9 protein-coding genes, 1 other RNA gene and 1 pseudogene are annotated in these 15717 nt (G+C 57.9%); all 11 read left to right on the top strand.

Translation table 11 applies throughout. From position 1 onward, the window contains the following. Positions 1–97 precede the first annotated feature (97 nt). A complete protein-coding gene (locus QRN46_RS17415; RefSeq protein WP_201818974.1) occupies positions 98–922 on the top strand; it encodes a (Fe-S)-binding protein in 825 nt (274 codons plus the stop codon). Continuing rightward, positions 919–2373 carry a LutB/LldF family L-lactate oxidation iron-sulfur protein gene (locus QRN46_RS17410; protein ID WP_085711865.1) on the top strand — a complete coding sequence of 485 codons (1455 nt, stop codon included), beginning with the start codon at positions 919–921 and terminating at the stop codon, positions 2371–2373. The genes QRN46_RS17415 and QRN46_RS17410 overlap by 4 nt, the downstream gene beginning before the upstream one ends. Continuing rightward, on the top strand, positions 2373–3044 hold the full coding sequence (locus QRN46_RS17405) for a LutC/YkgG family protein (RefSeq protein WP_011332385.1): 672 nt from the start codon (positions 2373–2375) through the stop codon (positions 3042–3044). Before QRN46_RS17410 ends, QRN46_RS17405 begins: the two co-directional genes overlap by 1 nt. Then, the gene (locus tag QRN46_RS17400; RefSeq protein ID WP_285356199.1) at positions 3041–5863 is read left to right on the top strand and encodes an FAD-binding and (Fe-S)-binding domain-containing protein; all 2823 of its coding nucleotides are present in this window, start codon (positions 3041–3043) and stop codon (positions 5861–5863) included. The genes QRN46_RS17405 and QRN46_RS17400 overlap by 4 nt, the downstream gene beginning before the upstream one ends. A 130-nt stretch (positions 5864–5993) precedes the next feature. Next, on the top strand, positions 5994–6272 hold the full coding sequence (locus QRN46_RS17395; RefSeq protein ID WP_007953788.1) for a PA2433 domain-containing protein: 279 nt from the start codon (positions 5994–5996) through the stop codon (positions 6270–6272). Positions 6273–6367: 95 nt separating this feature from the next. Beyond that, positions 6368–6757: a transfer-messenger RNA gene (gene ssrA, locus QRN46_RS17390) on the top strand. Positions 6758–6932: 175 nt separating this feature from the next. Then, positions 6933–7054: pseudogene (locus QRN46_RS29025) on the top strand (integrase arm-type DNA-binding domain-containing protein); the annotation flags it as partial. 402 nt (positions 7055–7456) lie between these two features. Beyond that, positions 7457–10921, top strand: a complete 3465-nt coding sequence (gene hsdR / locus QRN46_RS17385; RefSeq protein WP_285356197.1) for a type I restriction-modification system endonuclease — start codon at positions 7457–7459, stop codon at positions 10919–10921. A 95-nt stretch (positions 10922–11016) separates the two neighbouring features. Then, complete coding sequence (locus tag QRN46_RS17380; RefSeq protein WP_285356195.1) at positions 11017–12528, top strand: RNA/DNA-binding domain-containing protein; 1512 nt, start codon at positions 11017–11019, stop codon at positions 12526–12528. A 66-nt stretch (positions 12529–12594) separates the two neighbouring features. Then, the gene (locus QRN46_RS17375; protein WP_285356192.1) at positions 12595–14145 is read left to right on the top strand and encodes a class I SAM-dependent DNA methyltransferase; all 1551 of its coding nucleotides are present in this window, start codon (positions 12595–12597) and stop codon (positions 14143–14145) included. Continuing rightward, positions 14138–15604, top strand: coding sequence for a restriction endonuclease subunit S (locus QRN46_RS17370; RefSeq protein WP_285356190.1), 1467 nt, complete (start codon positions 14138–14140; stop codon positions 15602–15604). Before QRN46_RS17375 ends, QRN46_RS17370 begins: the two co-directional genes overlap by 8 nt. The last annotated feature ends 113 nt before the right edge of the window (positions 15605–15717 follow it).

Genomic DNA, 15717 nt, shown 5'->3' with positions numbered 1-15717 from the left:
AATTCACAACCCGGTCTGTAAGGCTGCTGAAAGCAACGCGCTCTATATTCGGCAGCCTCAACAGACGGATAACCGGGCCCACCCGGAGACACGCCTGATGAGCGAGCTTTTTTACAACGCTGTGCCCAACGCCACTCGCGTCGCACCGCCACTGCCCGAACCCCGGCAATACCCCAGCGAGAAACCGTCGCGGGTCTACCTGTTCGGCACGTGTGTGGTCGACCTGTTCTACCCGGAAGCCGGGATGGACGCGATCCACTTGCTGGAGCGCGAAGGCATCCGGGTCGACTACCCGCAAGGGCAGAGCTGCTGCGGACAACCGGCCTACACATCGGGTTACACCGAGCAGGCACGGACGGTGGCGCGCTCGCAACTGGCGCTGTTTGCCGGGGACTGTCCGGTGGTGGTGCCGTCGGGTTCGTGCGCCGGAATGATCCGCGAGCATTACGCCGACTTGTTCAAGGACGAGCCGGAAACGTTGACACAGGTTCAGGCCCTCGCGGCCCGCACCTATGAATTGGCCGAGTTTCTGCTGTTCGTCTGCAAGGTGCAGCTCAAGGACAGCGGCGAGCCGGTCAAAGTGGCGCTGCACACCTCGTGTTCGGCGCGACGGGAAATGAACACCCACCTGCACGGCCGCGAGTTGTTGGCGCAGTTGAGCAACGTGGAACGGGTCAACCACGATCACGAAAGCGAATGCTGTGGCTTCGGTGGGACATTCAGCGTCCGTATGCCAGACATTTCCGGCGCGATGGTGGCCGACAAGACCCGGGCGTTGAAGGAATCCGGCGCGCATCAGGTACTCAGTGCCGACTGCGGCTGCCTGATGAACATCAACGGCTCGCTGGAAAAACAGCAGGAAGCACTGCGCGGGCAACACCTGGCGAGCTTCCTCTGGCAACGAACCGGAGGTGCGCGATGAGCACTTCCACGATTATTCCTACGGTTGCCGTAGAAGAAGACTTCCGCACCCGGGCACACAATGCCTTGGGCGATTCGCAGTTACGGAACAACTTCCGCACTGCGATGGATTCACTGATGACCAAGCGGGCAGCGGCTTTCAGCGATGCCCACGAAAGAGAACACCTGCGTGAACTGGGCAATGCAATCCGTGCCCGCGCGCTCTCCAAGTTGCCCGACCTGCTTGAGCAACTGGAACAGAACCTGACCCGCAACGGTGTGACAGTGCACTGGGCGGAAACGGTGGACGAGGCCAATGGCATCGTCCTTTCGATCATCCGCGCTCACGAGGCGCGGCAAGTGATCAAGGGCAAATCGATGGTCAGCGAAGAGATGGAGATGAACCATTTCCTCGAGGCTCGGGACATTGAATGTCTGGAGTCCGACATGGGGGAGTACATCGTCCAGCTCGACCACGAGAAGCCTTCACACATAATCATGCCGGCAATCCACAAGAATGCCGGTCAGGTCGCGTCCTTGTTCCACGACAAACTTGGCGTGGAATACACCAAGGACGTTGACCAACTCATTCAGATCGGTCGCAGGGTCCTGCGGCAGAAATTCTTCGAAGCGGACATCGGCGTTTCCGGTGTCAACTTCGCCGTGGCCGAAACCGGCACCCTGCTGCTGGTGGAAAACGAAGGCAACGGCCGCATGACCACCACCGTGCCGCCGGTGCACATCGCCGTCACCGGCATCGAAAAAGTCGTGGAAAACCTGCGCGACGTGGTGCCGCTACTGTCGCTGCTGACCCGCTCGGCGCTGGGCATTCCGATCACCACCTACGTCAACATGATCTCCGGCCCGCGCAAGGAGCATGAACTCGACGGCCCGCAGGAAGTGCATCTGGTACTGCTCGACAACGGTCGCAGCCAGGCGTTTGCCGACAGCGAACTGCGCCAAACCTTGAACTGCATCCGCTGCGGCGCCTGCATGAATCATTGCCCGGTCTACACCCGCGTCGGCGGCCATACCTACGGCGAGGTTTACCCCGGCCCGATCGGCAAAATCATCACCCCGCACATGGTCGGCCTGGCGAAAGTCCCGGATCACCCGAGCGCTTCTTCGTTGTGCGGAGCCTGCGGTGAAGTGTGTCCGGTAAAAATTCCTATTCCTGCACTGCTGCGCCGCCTACGCGAAGAGAACGTCAAAGCCCCCGACAGTCCTCATCAAGTGATGCGCGGCCAGGGCAGCAAATACTCGCGCAAGGAACGCTTCATCTGGAACGCCTGGGCGAAGCTCAACAGCTCGCCGACCTTGTATCGACTGTTTGCGTTTTTCGCCACGCGCCTGCGCGCCCTGGCGCCGAACAATGTCGGGCCGTGGACGCAGAACCACAGCGCACCGAAACCCGCCGCCCGCTCACTGCATGACATGGCTCGCGAACACCTGGCCAAACAAGGAGACCGTTGATGAGCGCCAAGCAAAATATCCTCGGCAAGTTGCGTAAAAGTCTGACCGGCACCACACCGATTGCCGACAACTTCGACGTCGATCTGGTGACCCAGCCTTACACCTACAGCGCCGAACAACGGATCCCGCAACTGCGCAAACTGATGGAAGCGGTGCACACCGAAATCCACCTGACATCCGCTGATGGGTGGCCGGCGCTGCTGGCGCAATTGCTGCGCGACCGTCAGTTGCCGAGCCTGCTGATCGCACCGACTACGCCTCACGGGCAGCGCATCACACAACACTGGGCGAACAATCCTGATCTGCCGGCGCTGAAATCCTACGACCGGCCGATGGAGGAATGGAAAGCCGAGTTGTTCAACGACACCCCGGCCAGCCTCACCGGCACCCTCGGCGCCATCGCCGCCACCGGCAGCCTGATTCTCTGGCCGACCCGCGAAGAGCCACGGTTGATGAGCCTGGTGCCGCCGGTGCATTTCGCCCTGCTCAAGGCCAGCCAGATTCGTGACAACTTCTATCAGGTGCAGCAGGAATTCGAGTGGGCCCAAGGCATGCCGACCAACGCGCTGCTGGTGTCCGGCCCGTCGAAAACCGCCGACATCGAACAAGTCCTGGCTTACGGCGCCCACGGCCCGAAAGATCTGGTGGTGTTGATCCTGGAGGACCAATGACCTTACCGGCGACTTTCCTGCGCGATGCGCAGCAATTGATTCCTGCCGAACGGCGTTTCGACGATCCGCTGTCGACCCTGGCTTTCGGCACCGATGCCAGTTTCTACCGGTTGATTCCGCAACTGGTGATCCGCGTCGAATCCGAAGATGAAGTGGTAGCGCTGCTGAAACTGGCCCAGCGCGATCAGGTCCCGGTGACCTTCCGCGCTGCCGGCACCAGCCTGTCCGGCCAGGCGATCAGTGATTCGGTGTTGATCGTGCTTGGGGATAACTGGAACGCTCGTGAAATTCGCGGCCAGGGCACGCAGATCCGCCTGCAACCGGGCGTGATCGGCGCCCAGGCCAACGCATGGCTGGCGCCATTCGGGCGCAAGATCGGTCCGGATCCGGCGTCGATCAATGCCTGCAAAATCGGTGGCATCGTCGCCAACAACGCCAGCGGCATGTGCTGCGGCACTGCGCAAAACACCTATCACACGCTGGCCGGGATTCGTCTGGTGCTGGCCGACGGCACGCGACTCGACACCGAAGATGCCGCCAGCGTCGAGGCGTTTCGAGTCAGCCACGGTGACTTGCTGGAACGTCTGGCGAGCTTGGGCCGCGAGACCCGCGCCAATGCCGAACTGGCCGCGCGAATCCGCCACAAATACCGTCTGAAAAATACCACCGGCCTGTCGCTCAACGCCCTGGTGGATTTCGATGAGCCTGTGGATATCTTGAGCCACTTGCTGGTCGGTTCCGAAGGCACTCTCGGTTTCATCAGCGCCGTGACTTACGACACGGTGATCGACCATCCGAACAAGGCCTCGGCGCTGATCGTATTCCCGGATGTGGAAACCTGCTGCAACGCCGTCACCGTGCTGAAAAGCCAACCGGTGTCGGCCGTGGAACTGCTCGACCGCCGCAGCCTGCGCTCGGTGCAGGACAAACCCGGCATGCCGGCTTTCGTACAGCAGCTGTCGAACAATGCCTGCGCGCTGTTGATCGAATCCCGCGCCGCCTCTTCCACTTTGCTGCAGGAACAACTGGCGCAGATCATGGCGTCGCTCAATGGCTTCCCGGTGGAAAAGCAGGTCGATTTCACCGAAGACCCGGTCGAAAACGCCCGCCTCTGGGCGATCCGCAAGGACACCTTCCCTGCCGTCGGCGCGGTGCGCAAGACCGGCACCACGGTGATCATCGAAGACGTGACCTTCCCGGTCGAGCAACTGGCCATCGGCGTAAACCGCTTGATCGAGCTATTCGACAAACATTCCTACGACGAAGCGATCCTTTTCGGACACGCGCTGGAAGGCAATCTGCACTTCGTCTTCACCCAAGGCTTCAACAGCACGGAAGAAGTCGCACGCTATCAGGCGTTCATGGACGACGTGGCGCAACTGGTGGCCGTGGAGTTCGGCGGTTCGCTGAAGGCCGAACACGGCACCGGGCGCAACATGGCGCCCTTCGTCGAACTGGAATGGGGCAGTGACGCCTATCAATTGATGTGGCAACTCAAACGCCTGCTCGACCCCAACGGCATTCTCAATCCGGACGTGGTGCTCAGCGAAGATCCACAGATCCACCTCAAGCACCTGAAACCGCTGCCGGCGGCCGACGAGATTGTGGATAAATGCATCGAGTGCGGTTTCTGCGAACCGGTCTGCCCCTCCAAAGGACTGACCCTGAGCCCGCGCCAGCGCATTGTGATCTGGCGCGATATTCAGGCGCGAAAACGCGCCGGGATCGACACCACCGAACTGGAAAAAGCCTACGACTACCAAGGCATAGATACCTGCGCCGCGACCGGTTTGTGTGCGCAACGTTGCCCCGTGGGAATCAATACCGGCGAGCTGGTGAAAAAGCTGCGCAGCCGTCACGCAACCCATACGAAAACCGCCAACCTGATCGAAGGAAACTTCGCCACCACCCTGCAAGGTGCGCGTTTCACTCTGCATGTGGCCAACGGTGCGCGGATGTTGTTGGGGGCACCGCGTCTGGCGAAGCTGTCGGCCACCCTGACGCGGCTGTCCAAAGGTCAGGTGCCGCTGTGGACCCACGCGATGCCGCAGCCGGAAAAAGCCATTCGCTTCAGCCCGGCCGTGTCGGACGAACGCCCGCGCGTTGTGTACTTGGCGGCCTGCGTCTCGCGGGTGATGGGACCGGCGGCGGGCGACAAGGAGCAGATGTCGCTGTACGACAAAACCCGTGGTCTGCTGGAAAAGGCCGGTTATCAGGTGGTGTTCCCGGACAACCTGGACAACCTCTGCTGCGGCCAGCCCTTCGCGTCCAAGGGCTACGCCGAACAGGCCGAGCACAAGCGTCAGGAGCTGATCGGCGCATTGCTCCAGGCCAGTCGCGGCGGGCTCGATCCGATCTATTGCGACACCAGCCCCTGCACGTTGCGACTGGTGCAGGATGTGGGAAATGTTCGTCTGGATCTGTATGACCCTGTGCGATTCATCCGTACGCATCTGATGGATCGGCTCGAGTTCACGCCGCAGGAAGCACCGATTGCCGTTCACGTGACCTGCAGCACTCAGCACCTTGGGGAAAGCCAGGCGCTGATCGACCTGGCGCGCCAATGCAGCAAGAACGTGGTGATTCCGGAAGGCATTCACTGCTGCGGTTTCGCCGGCGACAAGGGTTTCACCACGCCGGAGCTCAACAGCCATTCGCTGCGAACGCTCAAGGACGCGGTGCAACAGTGCAGCGAGGGGATTTCCACCAGCCGCACCTGTGAGATCGGTCTGACGCAACACGGTGGAATCGACTACCACGGTCTGGTGTATCTGGTGGACCGGGTAACCCGAGCCAAAGCCCCCGCAACCGCCCTCTGAAGAAAAATAGAACCCTTGCGAGCGACCGCAGTCCACAGAACAGGCCCCGAACAATCGGGGCTTGTCCTCCATTCGGTTGCCCGTCCTGACGGCCAGCGAAGTCTGGATCCCTCAGTTCAAGGAGATTCATATGAAACGTTCTGTACTGTTAGGTCTGTTCGTTACTGCCTCGATGATGGCGTCGGCTTCGTTCGCTGCCGACAAGCCCGCTGACCTGTGTGATGCCAATCTGCAAACCATCAACAACGCCAAGGCGCAGGCAATGGCCTCACCCGACCTGAATCAACGGGTAGAAGCCAGTGTGCAAAAGGCCCAGGCACTCAAGGCCCAGGGCAAGATCGACGAATGCGTGGCTGAAACCCAGCAAACCATTCTGGAAATCCGCAAAACCAGCGGAACCAACAACTGATCGAAGCTCAGGCCAACCTTCGGGTTGGCCTTGTGAGCCGTTTGGCGTACACTGCGCAGGCTTGTTGCTCACAAGATACACAGAGCACCAGGCTCGGGGCCGTTTAGGATTCGACGCCGGTTGCGAAACTCTAGGTGCATGCCGACTTGGTAACAGAAGTCGTAAATCCACTGTTGCAACTACTTATAGTTGCCAATGACGACCAATACGGTGCTGCTCTCGCTGCTTAATTGCAGCTGACATGCACTCCTGGTACCTTCGGGTCCAGCAATCATCAGGGGATGTCTGTAAACCCAAAATGATTGTCATATAGAACAGAATCGCCGTGCAGTACGTTGTGGACGAAGCGGCTAAAACTTACACAACTCGCCCAAAGCACCCTGCCCGTCGGGTCGCTGAGGGTTAACTTAATAGACACGGCTACGCATGTAGTACCGACAGCGGAGTACTGGCGGACGGGGGTTCAAATCCCCCCGGCTCCACCACTTCATCATCTAAAGACGTCCACGGACGTCTTTTTTTGTGCCTGAAATTAGTGAAATCCAAGGCTTTAAGCGCACGTGAGGTGTTTTAGCCTCCGCCGAGTTCTGACCGTTCAGGTATTCCAAATGGTATTCCAGCCCCCGCTTTTCCGACCGACAACTCAAGGGAGTCGAACCGGTGTCGAGGACTACGTCCTCACACACGGAGACGTCTTGCAGCTTCGCGTACGCAGCAACGACTCGCGGCTGTGGGATTTCAACTACCGCGAACCGGTTACCCAAAGACGCATCACCAAGGGCTAACACGATAAAAGTGAAGATTCGCCGCGCCACTACTGAATGCCACCGACGTCTACCTCACTCCAATGCTTTCAATTGGTGCAATTCCAGGCGCGTTTCGCCATTGACTCCCCAGCGGCTCCATTAGAACGAAGCTTCCAAACGCTGCCGTGGCCAGCACCCCAGATGGTCAGAACGTAAAAGATCATGCTGCTAACGCAGTGGCTCAACCGAAGTACAATTCGCGTCCGGCAATTATGCGCAAATGTCGCCGCGAACAAGCGTAACGTCTCGCCCTCGACCAATAGCTGGTCAAGCTGGACCGACTGCATATGCCTAACACGCACCACACTTCGTCTGGCATTATGCCCTTATAGCGCCACTACTCTCGAGATGGCTGGTGACGAACTCAAGGGATGGAACATGGCAGAGAACAGCAACTTCGCCTTTTTCAAAGAACACGATCCGGTTTTTTTCCAACTTGCCAATGCGGCCGAGCGAGTATTTTCCAGTGACCCCAACACGACGCTGATTAAACTGCGCCAGTTGGGCGAAGCGCTCGCCCAGGATCTGGCGGTAAGAGCAGGCATTGAGTTCGACGCCACCACTTCCCAAGCTGATCTGCTATTCCGCCTGAGTCGTGAAATCCAGCTCGACGGTAACATCCGTAATCTATTCCATACGCTGCGCATCGAAGGCAATAAGGCTACCCATGAATTCCGCACCCAGCATCGTGAGGCACTGGACGGGCTGAGAGTCGCCCGTGCCTTGGCGATCTGGTACCACCAGTCATTTGGCACGGGCGGCAACACCTTCAAGGGTGGGCCTTTCATGGTTCCGGCCGATCCGAGTGAGCCTCTACGTGAGCTGCAGGGGCAGATCGAAAAACTTCGCGCAGAGCTGGGCGACAGTCGCCAGCAATTGGAGAACAACCATCAATTAGCCGAGCTACTGGCGCAAGAAAAGCATGAACAAGCCAGTCTTGTTGGGCAGATGAGCGAAGAAGCCCGCGTCTACGAGCAGATTGCCCTTGAACGCGAGACAGAACTATCGAAAGCTCGAGTCGATTTCGAGGCGCGGCTGAAAGAGCTGCAACAACAGCTTGAAGATCAGCCGCAAGCTGCCCAGCAGGTCACGCGTAAAACTCAGCAGGCAAGCAGCCAGTTCGACCTCAATGAAGACCTCACCCGTATTCTCATCGATCAACAGTTGAACGATGCCGGCTGGGAAGCCGATTCACTCGATCTTACCTACAGCAAGGGCACTCGGCCCGAAAAGGGCAAGAACAAGGCCATCGCCGAATGGCCAACCAGCAAGCCGAAAGAAAACGCTGATTACGTGCTATTCGCCGGCCTAATCCCAGTCGCCATCGTCGAAGCCAAGCGCAAGCGTATCAACATAGCGGACCGCATTCCCCAAGCCGAGCGCTATTCACGCCAACTGATCGTTACCGATAATCTGCAACCGGCCGGGCAGAACACGGGCTGGGCGGATGGCCAGGGCGGCCACTTCAAAGTCCCGTTTGCCTTTGCCTGCAATGGCCGGCCCTTCATTAAGCAGCTCGCTGAGCTTTCTGGCATCTGGTTTCGTGACTTGCGCAGCTCGGCCAACCTGCGCCGGCCTCTGCAGGACTTCCACACGCCGGGCGGCCTACTCGATCTGCTCAAACGCAGTCGTGAGGACGCCGAGGCGAAACTACAGCAGGAAGGCTTCGCATATCTCAAGCTGCGTGACTATCAGGAAAACGCCATCCGCGCCGTCGAGCAGGCGCTAGCCGCCAATCGCCGCAACTGTCTGCTAGCCATGGCGACAGGAACCGGAAAAACGCGCACTATCATTGGCTTGATGTACCGCCTGCTGAAGGCCGAGCGCTTTCGCCGTATTCTTTTCCTGGTTGATCGCAGCGCCTTGGGGGAACAGGCCATCGAAGCCTTCAACGAGGCGACGCTGGAACAGAACCACACGTTGGCGCAGATCTACGACGTCAAAGAACTAGGTGACATGGCTGCCGAAGCTGAAACACGGGTTCAGGTCGCCACTGTGCAGGCCATGGTCAAGCGCATCTTCCAGTCGGACACTCCGCCGCCCATCGATGCCTTCGACTGCATTATCGTCGACGAAGCCCACCGCGGTTACACCCTCGATCAGGAAATGACTGAAGGCGAGCTGGCCGTGCGCGACTTCAACCAGTATCTATCGCAGTATCGTCGCGTGCTCGACTATTTCGACGCCTGCCGCGTCGGGCTCACCGCTACCCCAGCCAAGCACACCAGCGAGGTCTTCGGGGCTCCGATATACACCTACAGCTACCGTGAAGCCGTGGCTGACGACTGGCTGATTGATCACGAACCTCCAATCCGCTACCAAACTCTGCTGAGCCAGAATGGCATCCACTTTGCCAAGGGCGAGAGTGTCAGCGTCATTGATACGAGCACCGGCGAGGTTGATGTCGCCGAGCTCGAGGACGAACTCGACTTCGAAATCGAGTCCTTCAATCGCCGCGTGATTACGCCCGGTTTCGATAAAGTCATCTGCGAGCAACTGGCACAAGAGCTCGACCCATCGGGCGACGAAAAAACGATGATCTTTTGCGTTAACCAAGCCCATGCCGAGCGAGTCAAAAACCTTCTCGACGAAGCCTTCAAGGACGTTCACGGCGAGGATTACAACCAGGCAGCTGTACAGATCATCACCGGGCAAAGTGACAAGGTCAAACAACTGATACGCCAGTACAAGAACGAGCGCTACCCGAGCATTGCCATTACGGTCGACCTATTGACCACCGGTATCGACGTACCACGCATTTGCCACTTGGTGTTCATGCGCCGAGTGCGTTCGCGCATTCTCTACGAACAGATGAAGGGCCGCGCGACTCGCCGCTGCGATGAAATCGGCAAGACGGTATTCAGAATCTACGATCCGGTTGATCTGTACGCCGCCCTCGAGCCAGTAGATACAATGAAGCCGCTAGTGAAAGACCCAAACATCAGCCTCGAACAGCTGGTCAGCGAGCTAAGCAACCCAGCCAGCCTCGATGCTCCTGGTAACCAGCCAGACACTAGCCATGCCCACGACGTCCTGGACCAGTTGAGCCAGCGGGTCATGCGCATCCTGCGTAAGGCCAGCCATAAGGCCGAGCAAAAGCCAACCCTAAAGGCAAAGCTCGCCGAACTGGAATACACCTGGGGCGTAGCCCCGGACAAACTGCATCAGCACCTGCACCAGCTCGGCCCCCAGCAAGCTGCGCAGTTCATCCAACAGCATGCCCAACTGCTCGATCAACTCGCCACGGTTAATGCCCTGCTGGGATCGCTGAACTACCCGGTGATTTCCACTCACACGGACGAACTGGTGGTCCGTGAGCAGAACTACGGCGATTACCAAAAGCCCTCGGACTATCTGGAAAGCTTCAACGATTTCATTAAGAATCAGTTGAACCAGTCAGTGGCCCTCGGCGTAGTGGTCAACCGCCCGCAAGACCTGACCCGTGAACAATTGCGCGAAGTGCGCCTGCTGCTCGACGGGCATGGCTACAGTGAGGTGAACCTGCAAAGCGCCTGGCGCAATCAAACCAATCAGGAAATCGCTGCCAGCATCGTCGGCTTCATCCGCCGCGCCGCCCTCGGAGAGGCTTTGCTACCATTTGAGCAGCGCGTAACTAAGGCAATGGAGACGATTTATACCCTGCAGCCTTGGACTCAAATTCAGCGTAAGTGGCTTGACCGCTTGGCCAAGCAGCTGGTGCACGAGGTCGTAATTGACAAGAAGCAGATTGGTGAGGCGTTCAAGAGCGATGGCGGCAGTACGCGGCTGGACAAGATGCTCGGCGGCAACCTGGGCGTGGTACTGGATGCCCTGAATAACAACCTTTGGGCACAAACGGGATGAGACCGATCTGGAACACCGGATTGGCCAGCGTGCTCGTTCATAAGGGATAATCCCCCTGCTATACGACTTATCGCCGCGCTACTTAGAGATGCCTCATGACCCCTGCTGAGCTTCATCAGATCCTTGCCCGTGGTGAAGACAGTCGCCATCAGTTCAAGCGCGATTTCAGCAATATCGATGCCTTGGCAGCCGAGTTGGTGGCGTTCGCCAATACGTCCGGTGGATATTTGCTGATTGGCGTAGACGACTCCGGCACGGTGAGCGGATTGAGTAGCGCCGACATTTCGCGACTCAATCAACTGCTCTCCAACGCAGCCTCACAGAATGTCCGTCCGGCGATCAATCCATTGTCCATCAACCTTCAGACCGAGCACGGGCTGGTCATGGTGGTGACAGTCGAACAAGGGCTGAATAAACCCTATGTCGACAACCAGGGTCGCATCTGGGTAAAGAACGGCGCCGACAAGCGTCGGGTCACGGCCCGCGAAGAACTGCAGCGGTTGTTCCAGCAGGCCGGACTGGTGTGTGCCGATGCGGTACCAGTCGGGGGCAGCAGCGTGGCGGATATCGACGCCAAAGCGCTTGGCGAGTATTTCCAGAGACGCTTTCGGCAGCCCCCCGAACAGACAGGTTTGGAAACTACCCGCATCCTGGAAAATCTTGGCCTCGCCAGTGGCGACACACCCAATTTGGCCGGTTTACTGCTCTTCGGCAAGGCACCACAACGTCTGTGCCCGGCGTTCGATATCAAGGCCGTGGCGTTTCCGGGCACGGTTCTACATGACCGCCACTATTTAGACAGCGAAGATATCGACGGCAATCTGCAGGAGCAGTACCGACGCAGCCTTGCCTTCATAAAGCGCAACCTACGCCACGTGCAGCGACAGCAGGGCTTCAATACCCTCGGCCAGCTGGAAGTGCCGGAGGAGGTGTTTGAAGAACTGTTGGTCAATGCCCTGATCCACCGCGACTACTTTGTCAGCGCCTCCATCCGGATCATGATCTTCGCCGATCGCATCGAACTGATCAGCCCCGGGCACCTGCCTGACGTGCTCGATACCGAGAAAATTCGATTCGGCCTGTCCAACCGTCGTAACCCCACACTCACCTCCCATGCTGTGCACATTCTCCCCTATCGCGGTTTGGGCACCGGCATCCCGCGCGCTATTGATGCTTGGCCAATGATCCGGCTGGAGGACGACCGGGAGAGTAATCAGTTCAAGGTGGTGATTCAGCGCGCCGTTGAAAAAGGGCCTCTTTCAGGCCCAAGTGGGGACCAAGTAGGGACTAAGTCGGGCCCAAGTAGGGACCAAGTAGGGACTGAGTCCGCTGTCGAAGGAGAACAAGCCGAAACTCGCCTGTCTTTGCAGCAAGAGCAGATAACGATCCTGTGCAAGATGACGGGCGATCACACTGCGCCAGAGCTAATGACCTTCGTCGGGCGCAGCAACCGCAGCAAGTTCCGCGAGCAGGTTTTGACCCCACTACTGAGGCTTGGCGTGGTCGAGATGACCATTCCAGACAAGCCCAACAGCAGCAAGCAACGCTATCGCCTGACTGCGACGGGCCGAGCGCTAAAGGCTGAACAAAGCTCCTCAGACGACTGAGCCCAGACAATCATTTCTTTGCGCCAGCGAAATCTGGCGCTTTACACACTTCGCCACAGGTACCCCATGACCAACTCCGATATCGTCCAGAAACTCTGGAACCTCTGCGACGTCCTGCGCGACGATGGCATCAACTACAGTGACTACGTCACCGAGCTCGTGCTTCTGCTGTTCATCAAGATGGAATACGAACAGGTGCAGAACAACGATAGCTTCGGCCACAAGCTGCCCGAAGGCGCGCGCTGGCCAGACCTGGCTGGCAAGTCTGGCGTTAACCTGCTTGATCACTACCGGCAGATGCTGCTGGACCTTGGCAAAAACCCTGACCCGCTGATTTCCGCCATCTACGCCGACGCTCAGACTCGCCTCAAGGAACCGCGCCACCTCGAGCAGTTGATCAAGAGCCTCGACGGTATCGACTGGTTCAGCGCCCGCCAAGACGGCCTCGGCGATCTTTATGAAGGCCTGCTGGAAAAGAACGCCAGCGAGACCAAGTCCGGCGCCGGCCAGTACTTCACCCCGCGCCCGCTGATCGACAGCATCATCCGCTGCATCAAGCCGCAGCCGGGCGAGACCGTACAAGACCCGGCCGCCGGTACTGCGGGCTTTTTGATCGCTGCTGACGCCTATATCAAAAGTCAAACCGACGATTACTACGACCTCGACGCCAAAGCCCAAGCATTCCAGCGCAATCGTGCCTTTGTCGGTGTAGAACTGGTGCCGGGCACTCGCCGTCTGGCGCTAATGAACACACTGCTGCATGGCATGGAGGGCGACGAAGAAGGCGTAGTGCACCTGGGCAACGCCCTAGGTCAGACCGGGGCCAACTTACCCAAGGTCGACGTCATTCTCTCCAACCCACCGTTCGGCACTGCCAAGGGTGGCGGTGGCCCGACTCGTGATGACCTTACGTACCGCACCAGTAACAAGCAGTTGGCCTTTCTCCAACACATCTACCGTGGCCTCAAGCCGGGCGGCCGCGCCGCCGTGGTGCTCCCGGATAACGTGCTGTTCGAGGCCGGCGTTGGCACCGACGTGCGTCGCGACCTGATGGACAAGTGCAACCTGCACACCATCCTGCGTCTGCCAACCGGCATCTTCTACGCCCAGGGCGTGAAGACCAACGTACTGTTCTTTCAGAAGGGCACCATGGAAAACCCACGCCAGGAGGAAGGTTGCACCAAGCGCGTGTGGATCTATGACCTGCGCAGCAATATGCCCAGTTTTGGCAAGCGTACACCCTTCGGCCCTGCCCACCTAAAGCGGTTTGAGGAGGCCTATGGCGATGATCTCAACGGCGGAAGCCTTCGCGCGGAGAACGTCGAGGGTATTGGTGAAGCCAGCCGCTTCCGCAGCTTTACCCGCGATTACATCCGCAACGAGCGTAGTGACTCGCTGGATATCAGTTGGCTAAAGGACGACAGCAGCCTGGGTGCCGCCGACCTGCCCGCTCCAGAAGTACTGGCCGGTGAGGCGATGGCTGAATTGACCGAGGCGCTGCGTGAGCTGGAAGAGCTGATGAAGGCGCTGGGGGCGGGGGATGAAGTGGTGGCACAGAAGCAGCTGATGGCTGAGGTAATGGGTTTGGCTGTATTTGAGGAGAATGGCAATGAGTAAGCTGCCAAGTGGATGGGCACGCACAACTTTAGGAACCGTTGCCGATTGGGGAGCAGGAGGAACTCCGTCTCGCAGCCAGCCAAACTTTTACGGCGGAAAAATTCCGTGGATAAAAAGCGGAGAACTCAATAGCCGTTACATAAAGACGACTGAGGAAAGCATTACAGAAGAAGCTATCAAATCCTCAAGTGCGAAGATTTTCCCCGCAGGTTCCGTGGCCATCGCCATGTATGGGGCAACTATCGGTAAAACGGCCATCCTCGGCGTCGATGCGTCTACCAACCAAGCTTGTGCCGTTGGCGTGCCAGTCGAAGGTCTTATTGGAAAGGAATACCTGTATAGGCTTCTTCAAAATGAAAAGGCGGCTTTCATTGAGAAAGGTAAAGGTGGAGCTCAGCCGAATATTTCGCAAGCGGTCATAAAAGCACATGAAATCGGTCTTCCACCGCTCGCCGAACAAACCCGCATCGCCGTCAAACTCGACGAACTGCTGGCTCAGGTCGATAACCTGAAAGCCCGCGTCGACGGCATTCCCGCGTTGCTCAAACGTTTCCGCCAATCCGTACTCGCCGCCGCCGTTTCTGGTAGGTTGACGGAAGAGTGGCGGAAAGAAAACCTGATCCGCTATAACTGGATAGACAAGACCGTCAAGGCGAGTGTCGAGGCGGAACGTGCGGCGCTTGGATTTAAGCCTATAAAAGTAAGTGAGTCGCGAAATGCTAACCGTACCGAGGCGCCAAGCAGTTGGGTCTGGCTTAAACTCTCAGAAACTGCATTGAAAATCACCGATGGTGCCCACAATACGCCAAAAACCCTAGAACAAGGCTTTCCGTATATAACTGCGAAAAATCTAACTGGCGGAGTTTTAGATTTCACCGATAGAAAATTCATCGCTGAAAAAGAGCACCGAGAGCTTTACAAAAAATGCGCACCAGCAATAGGTGATCTTTTAATTGTAAACATTGGAGCCGGAACAGGAAACAGCGCCACAGTGACTGTTGACTTTGAGTTTAGCTTCAAGAACATTGCAATTATCAAACGACCAAAAATCATAAACCCGCAATATTTAAAAATATTTTTTGATGCACGTAAAAAAACAATATTCAATGAACAGACCCAAGGTGGAGCACAACCATTTCTTAGCCTGACAATGCTGGGCAACATTGAAATTGTTCTTCCTCCATCGGAGGAACAAACCGAAATCGTCCGCCAAGTTGAACAACTCTTTGCTTTCGCCGACCAACTCGAAACCCGAGTCAAGTCTATCCAGGCGCGCATCGACAATCTAACCCAAAGCGTCCTCGCCAAGGCCTTCTGTGGTGAACTGGTATCTCAAGACCCAAACGACGAATCGGCCAGCGTGCTGCTGGAGCGCATCAAGGCTCAACGCGCCGCCGCACCCAAAGCCAAACGCGGTCGCCGATCAGCAACGGCGGGCTTAGCCTCACACCTAGAATAGATTGAACCATGTCCATCCCGACCTACGACCAATTCATCGGGCCCATATTGCGTTTTCTCGCGACCAAACCGTATGGTGGTCGGCGGTAAATGCCTGTTAACCTGATGCTCGAC

It is taken from the genome of Pseudomonas sp. lyk4-R2A-10 (assembly GCF_030209075.1).
GTDB lineage: Bacteria > Pseudomonadota > Gammaproteobacteria > Pseudomonadales > Pseudomonadaceae > Aquipseudomonas > Aquipseudomonas glycinae.
The sequence above is the reverse complement of the archived record's forward strand: the minus strand, read 5'-3'. Positions and strand labels throughout refer to the sequence as shown.

Coding starts and splice junctions, on each gene's coding strand:
- QRN46_RS17415 (WP_201818974.1), top strand. CDS start 98: ATGAGCGAGCTTTTTTACAACGCTGTGCCCAACGCCACTCGCGTCGCA.
- QRN46_RS17410 (WP_085711865.1), top strand. CDS start 919: ATGAGCACTTCCACGATTATTCCTACGGTTGCCGTAGAAGAAGACTTC.
- QRN46_RS17405 (WP_011332385.1), top strand. CDS start 2,373: ATGAGCGCCAAGCAAAATATCCTCGGCAAGTTGCGTAAAAGTCTGACC.
- QRN46_RS17400 (WP_285356199.1), top strand. CDS start 3,041: ATGACCTTACCGGCGACTTTCCTGCGCGATGCGCAGCAATTGATTCCT.
- QRN46_RS17395 (WP_007953788.1), top strand. CDS start 5,994: ATGAAACGTTCTGTACTGTTAGGTCTGTTCGTTACTGCCTCGATGATG.
- hsdR (WP_285356197.1), top strand. CDS start 7,457: ATGGCAGAGAACAGCAACTTCGCCTTTTTCAAAGAACACGATCCGGTT.
- QRN46_RS17380 (WP_285356195.1), top strand. CDS start 11,017: ATGACCCCTGCTGAGCTTCATCAGATCCTTGCCCGTGGTGAAGACAGT.
- QRN46_RS17375 (WP_285356192.1), top strand. CDS start 12,595: ATGACCAACTCCGATATCGTCCAGAAACTCTGGAACCTCTGCGACGTC.
- QRN46_RS17370 (WP_285356190.1), top strand. CDS start 14,138: ATGAGTAAGCTGCCAAGTGGATGGGCACGCACAACTTTAGGAACCGTT.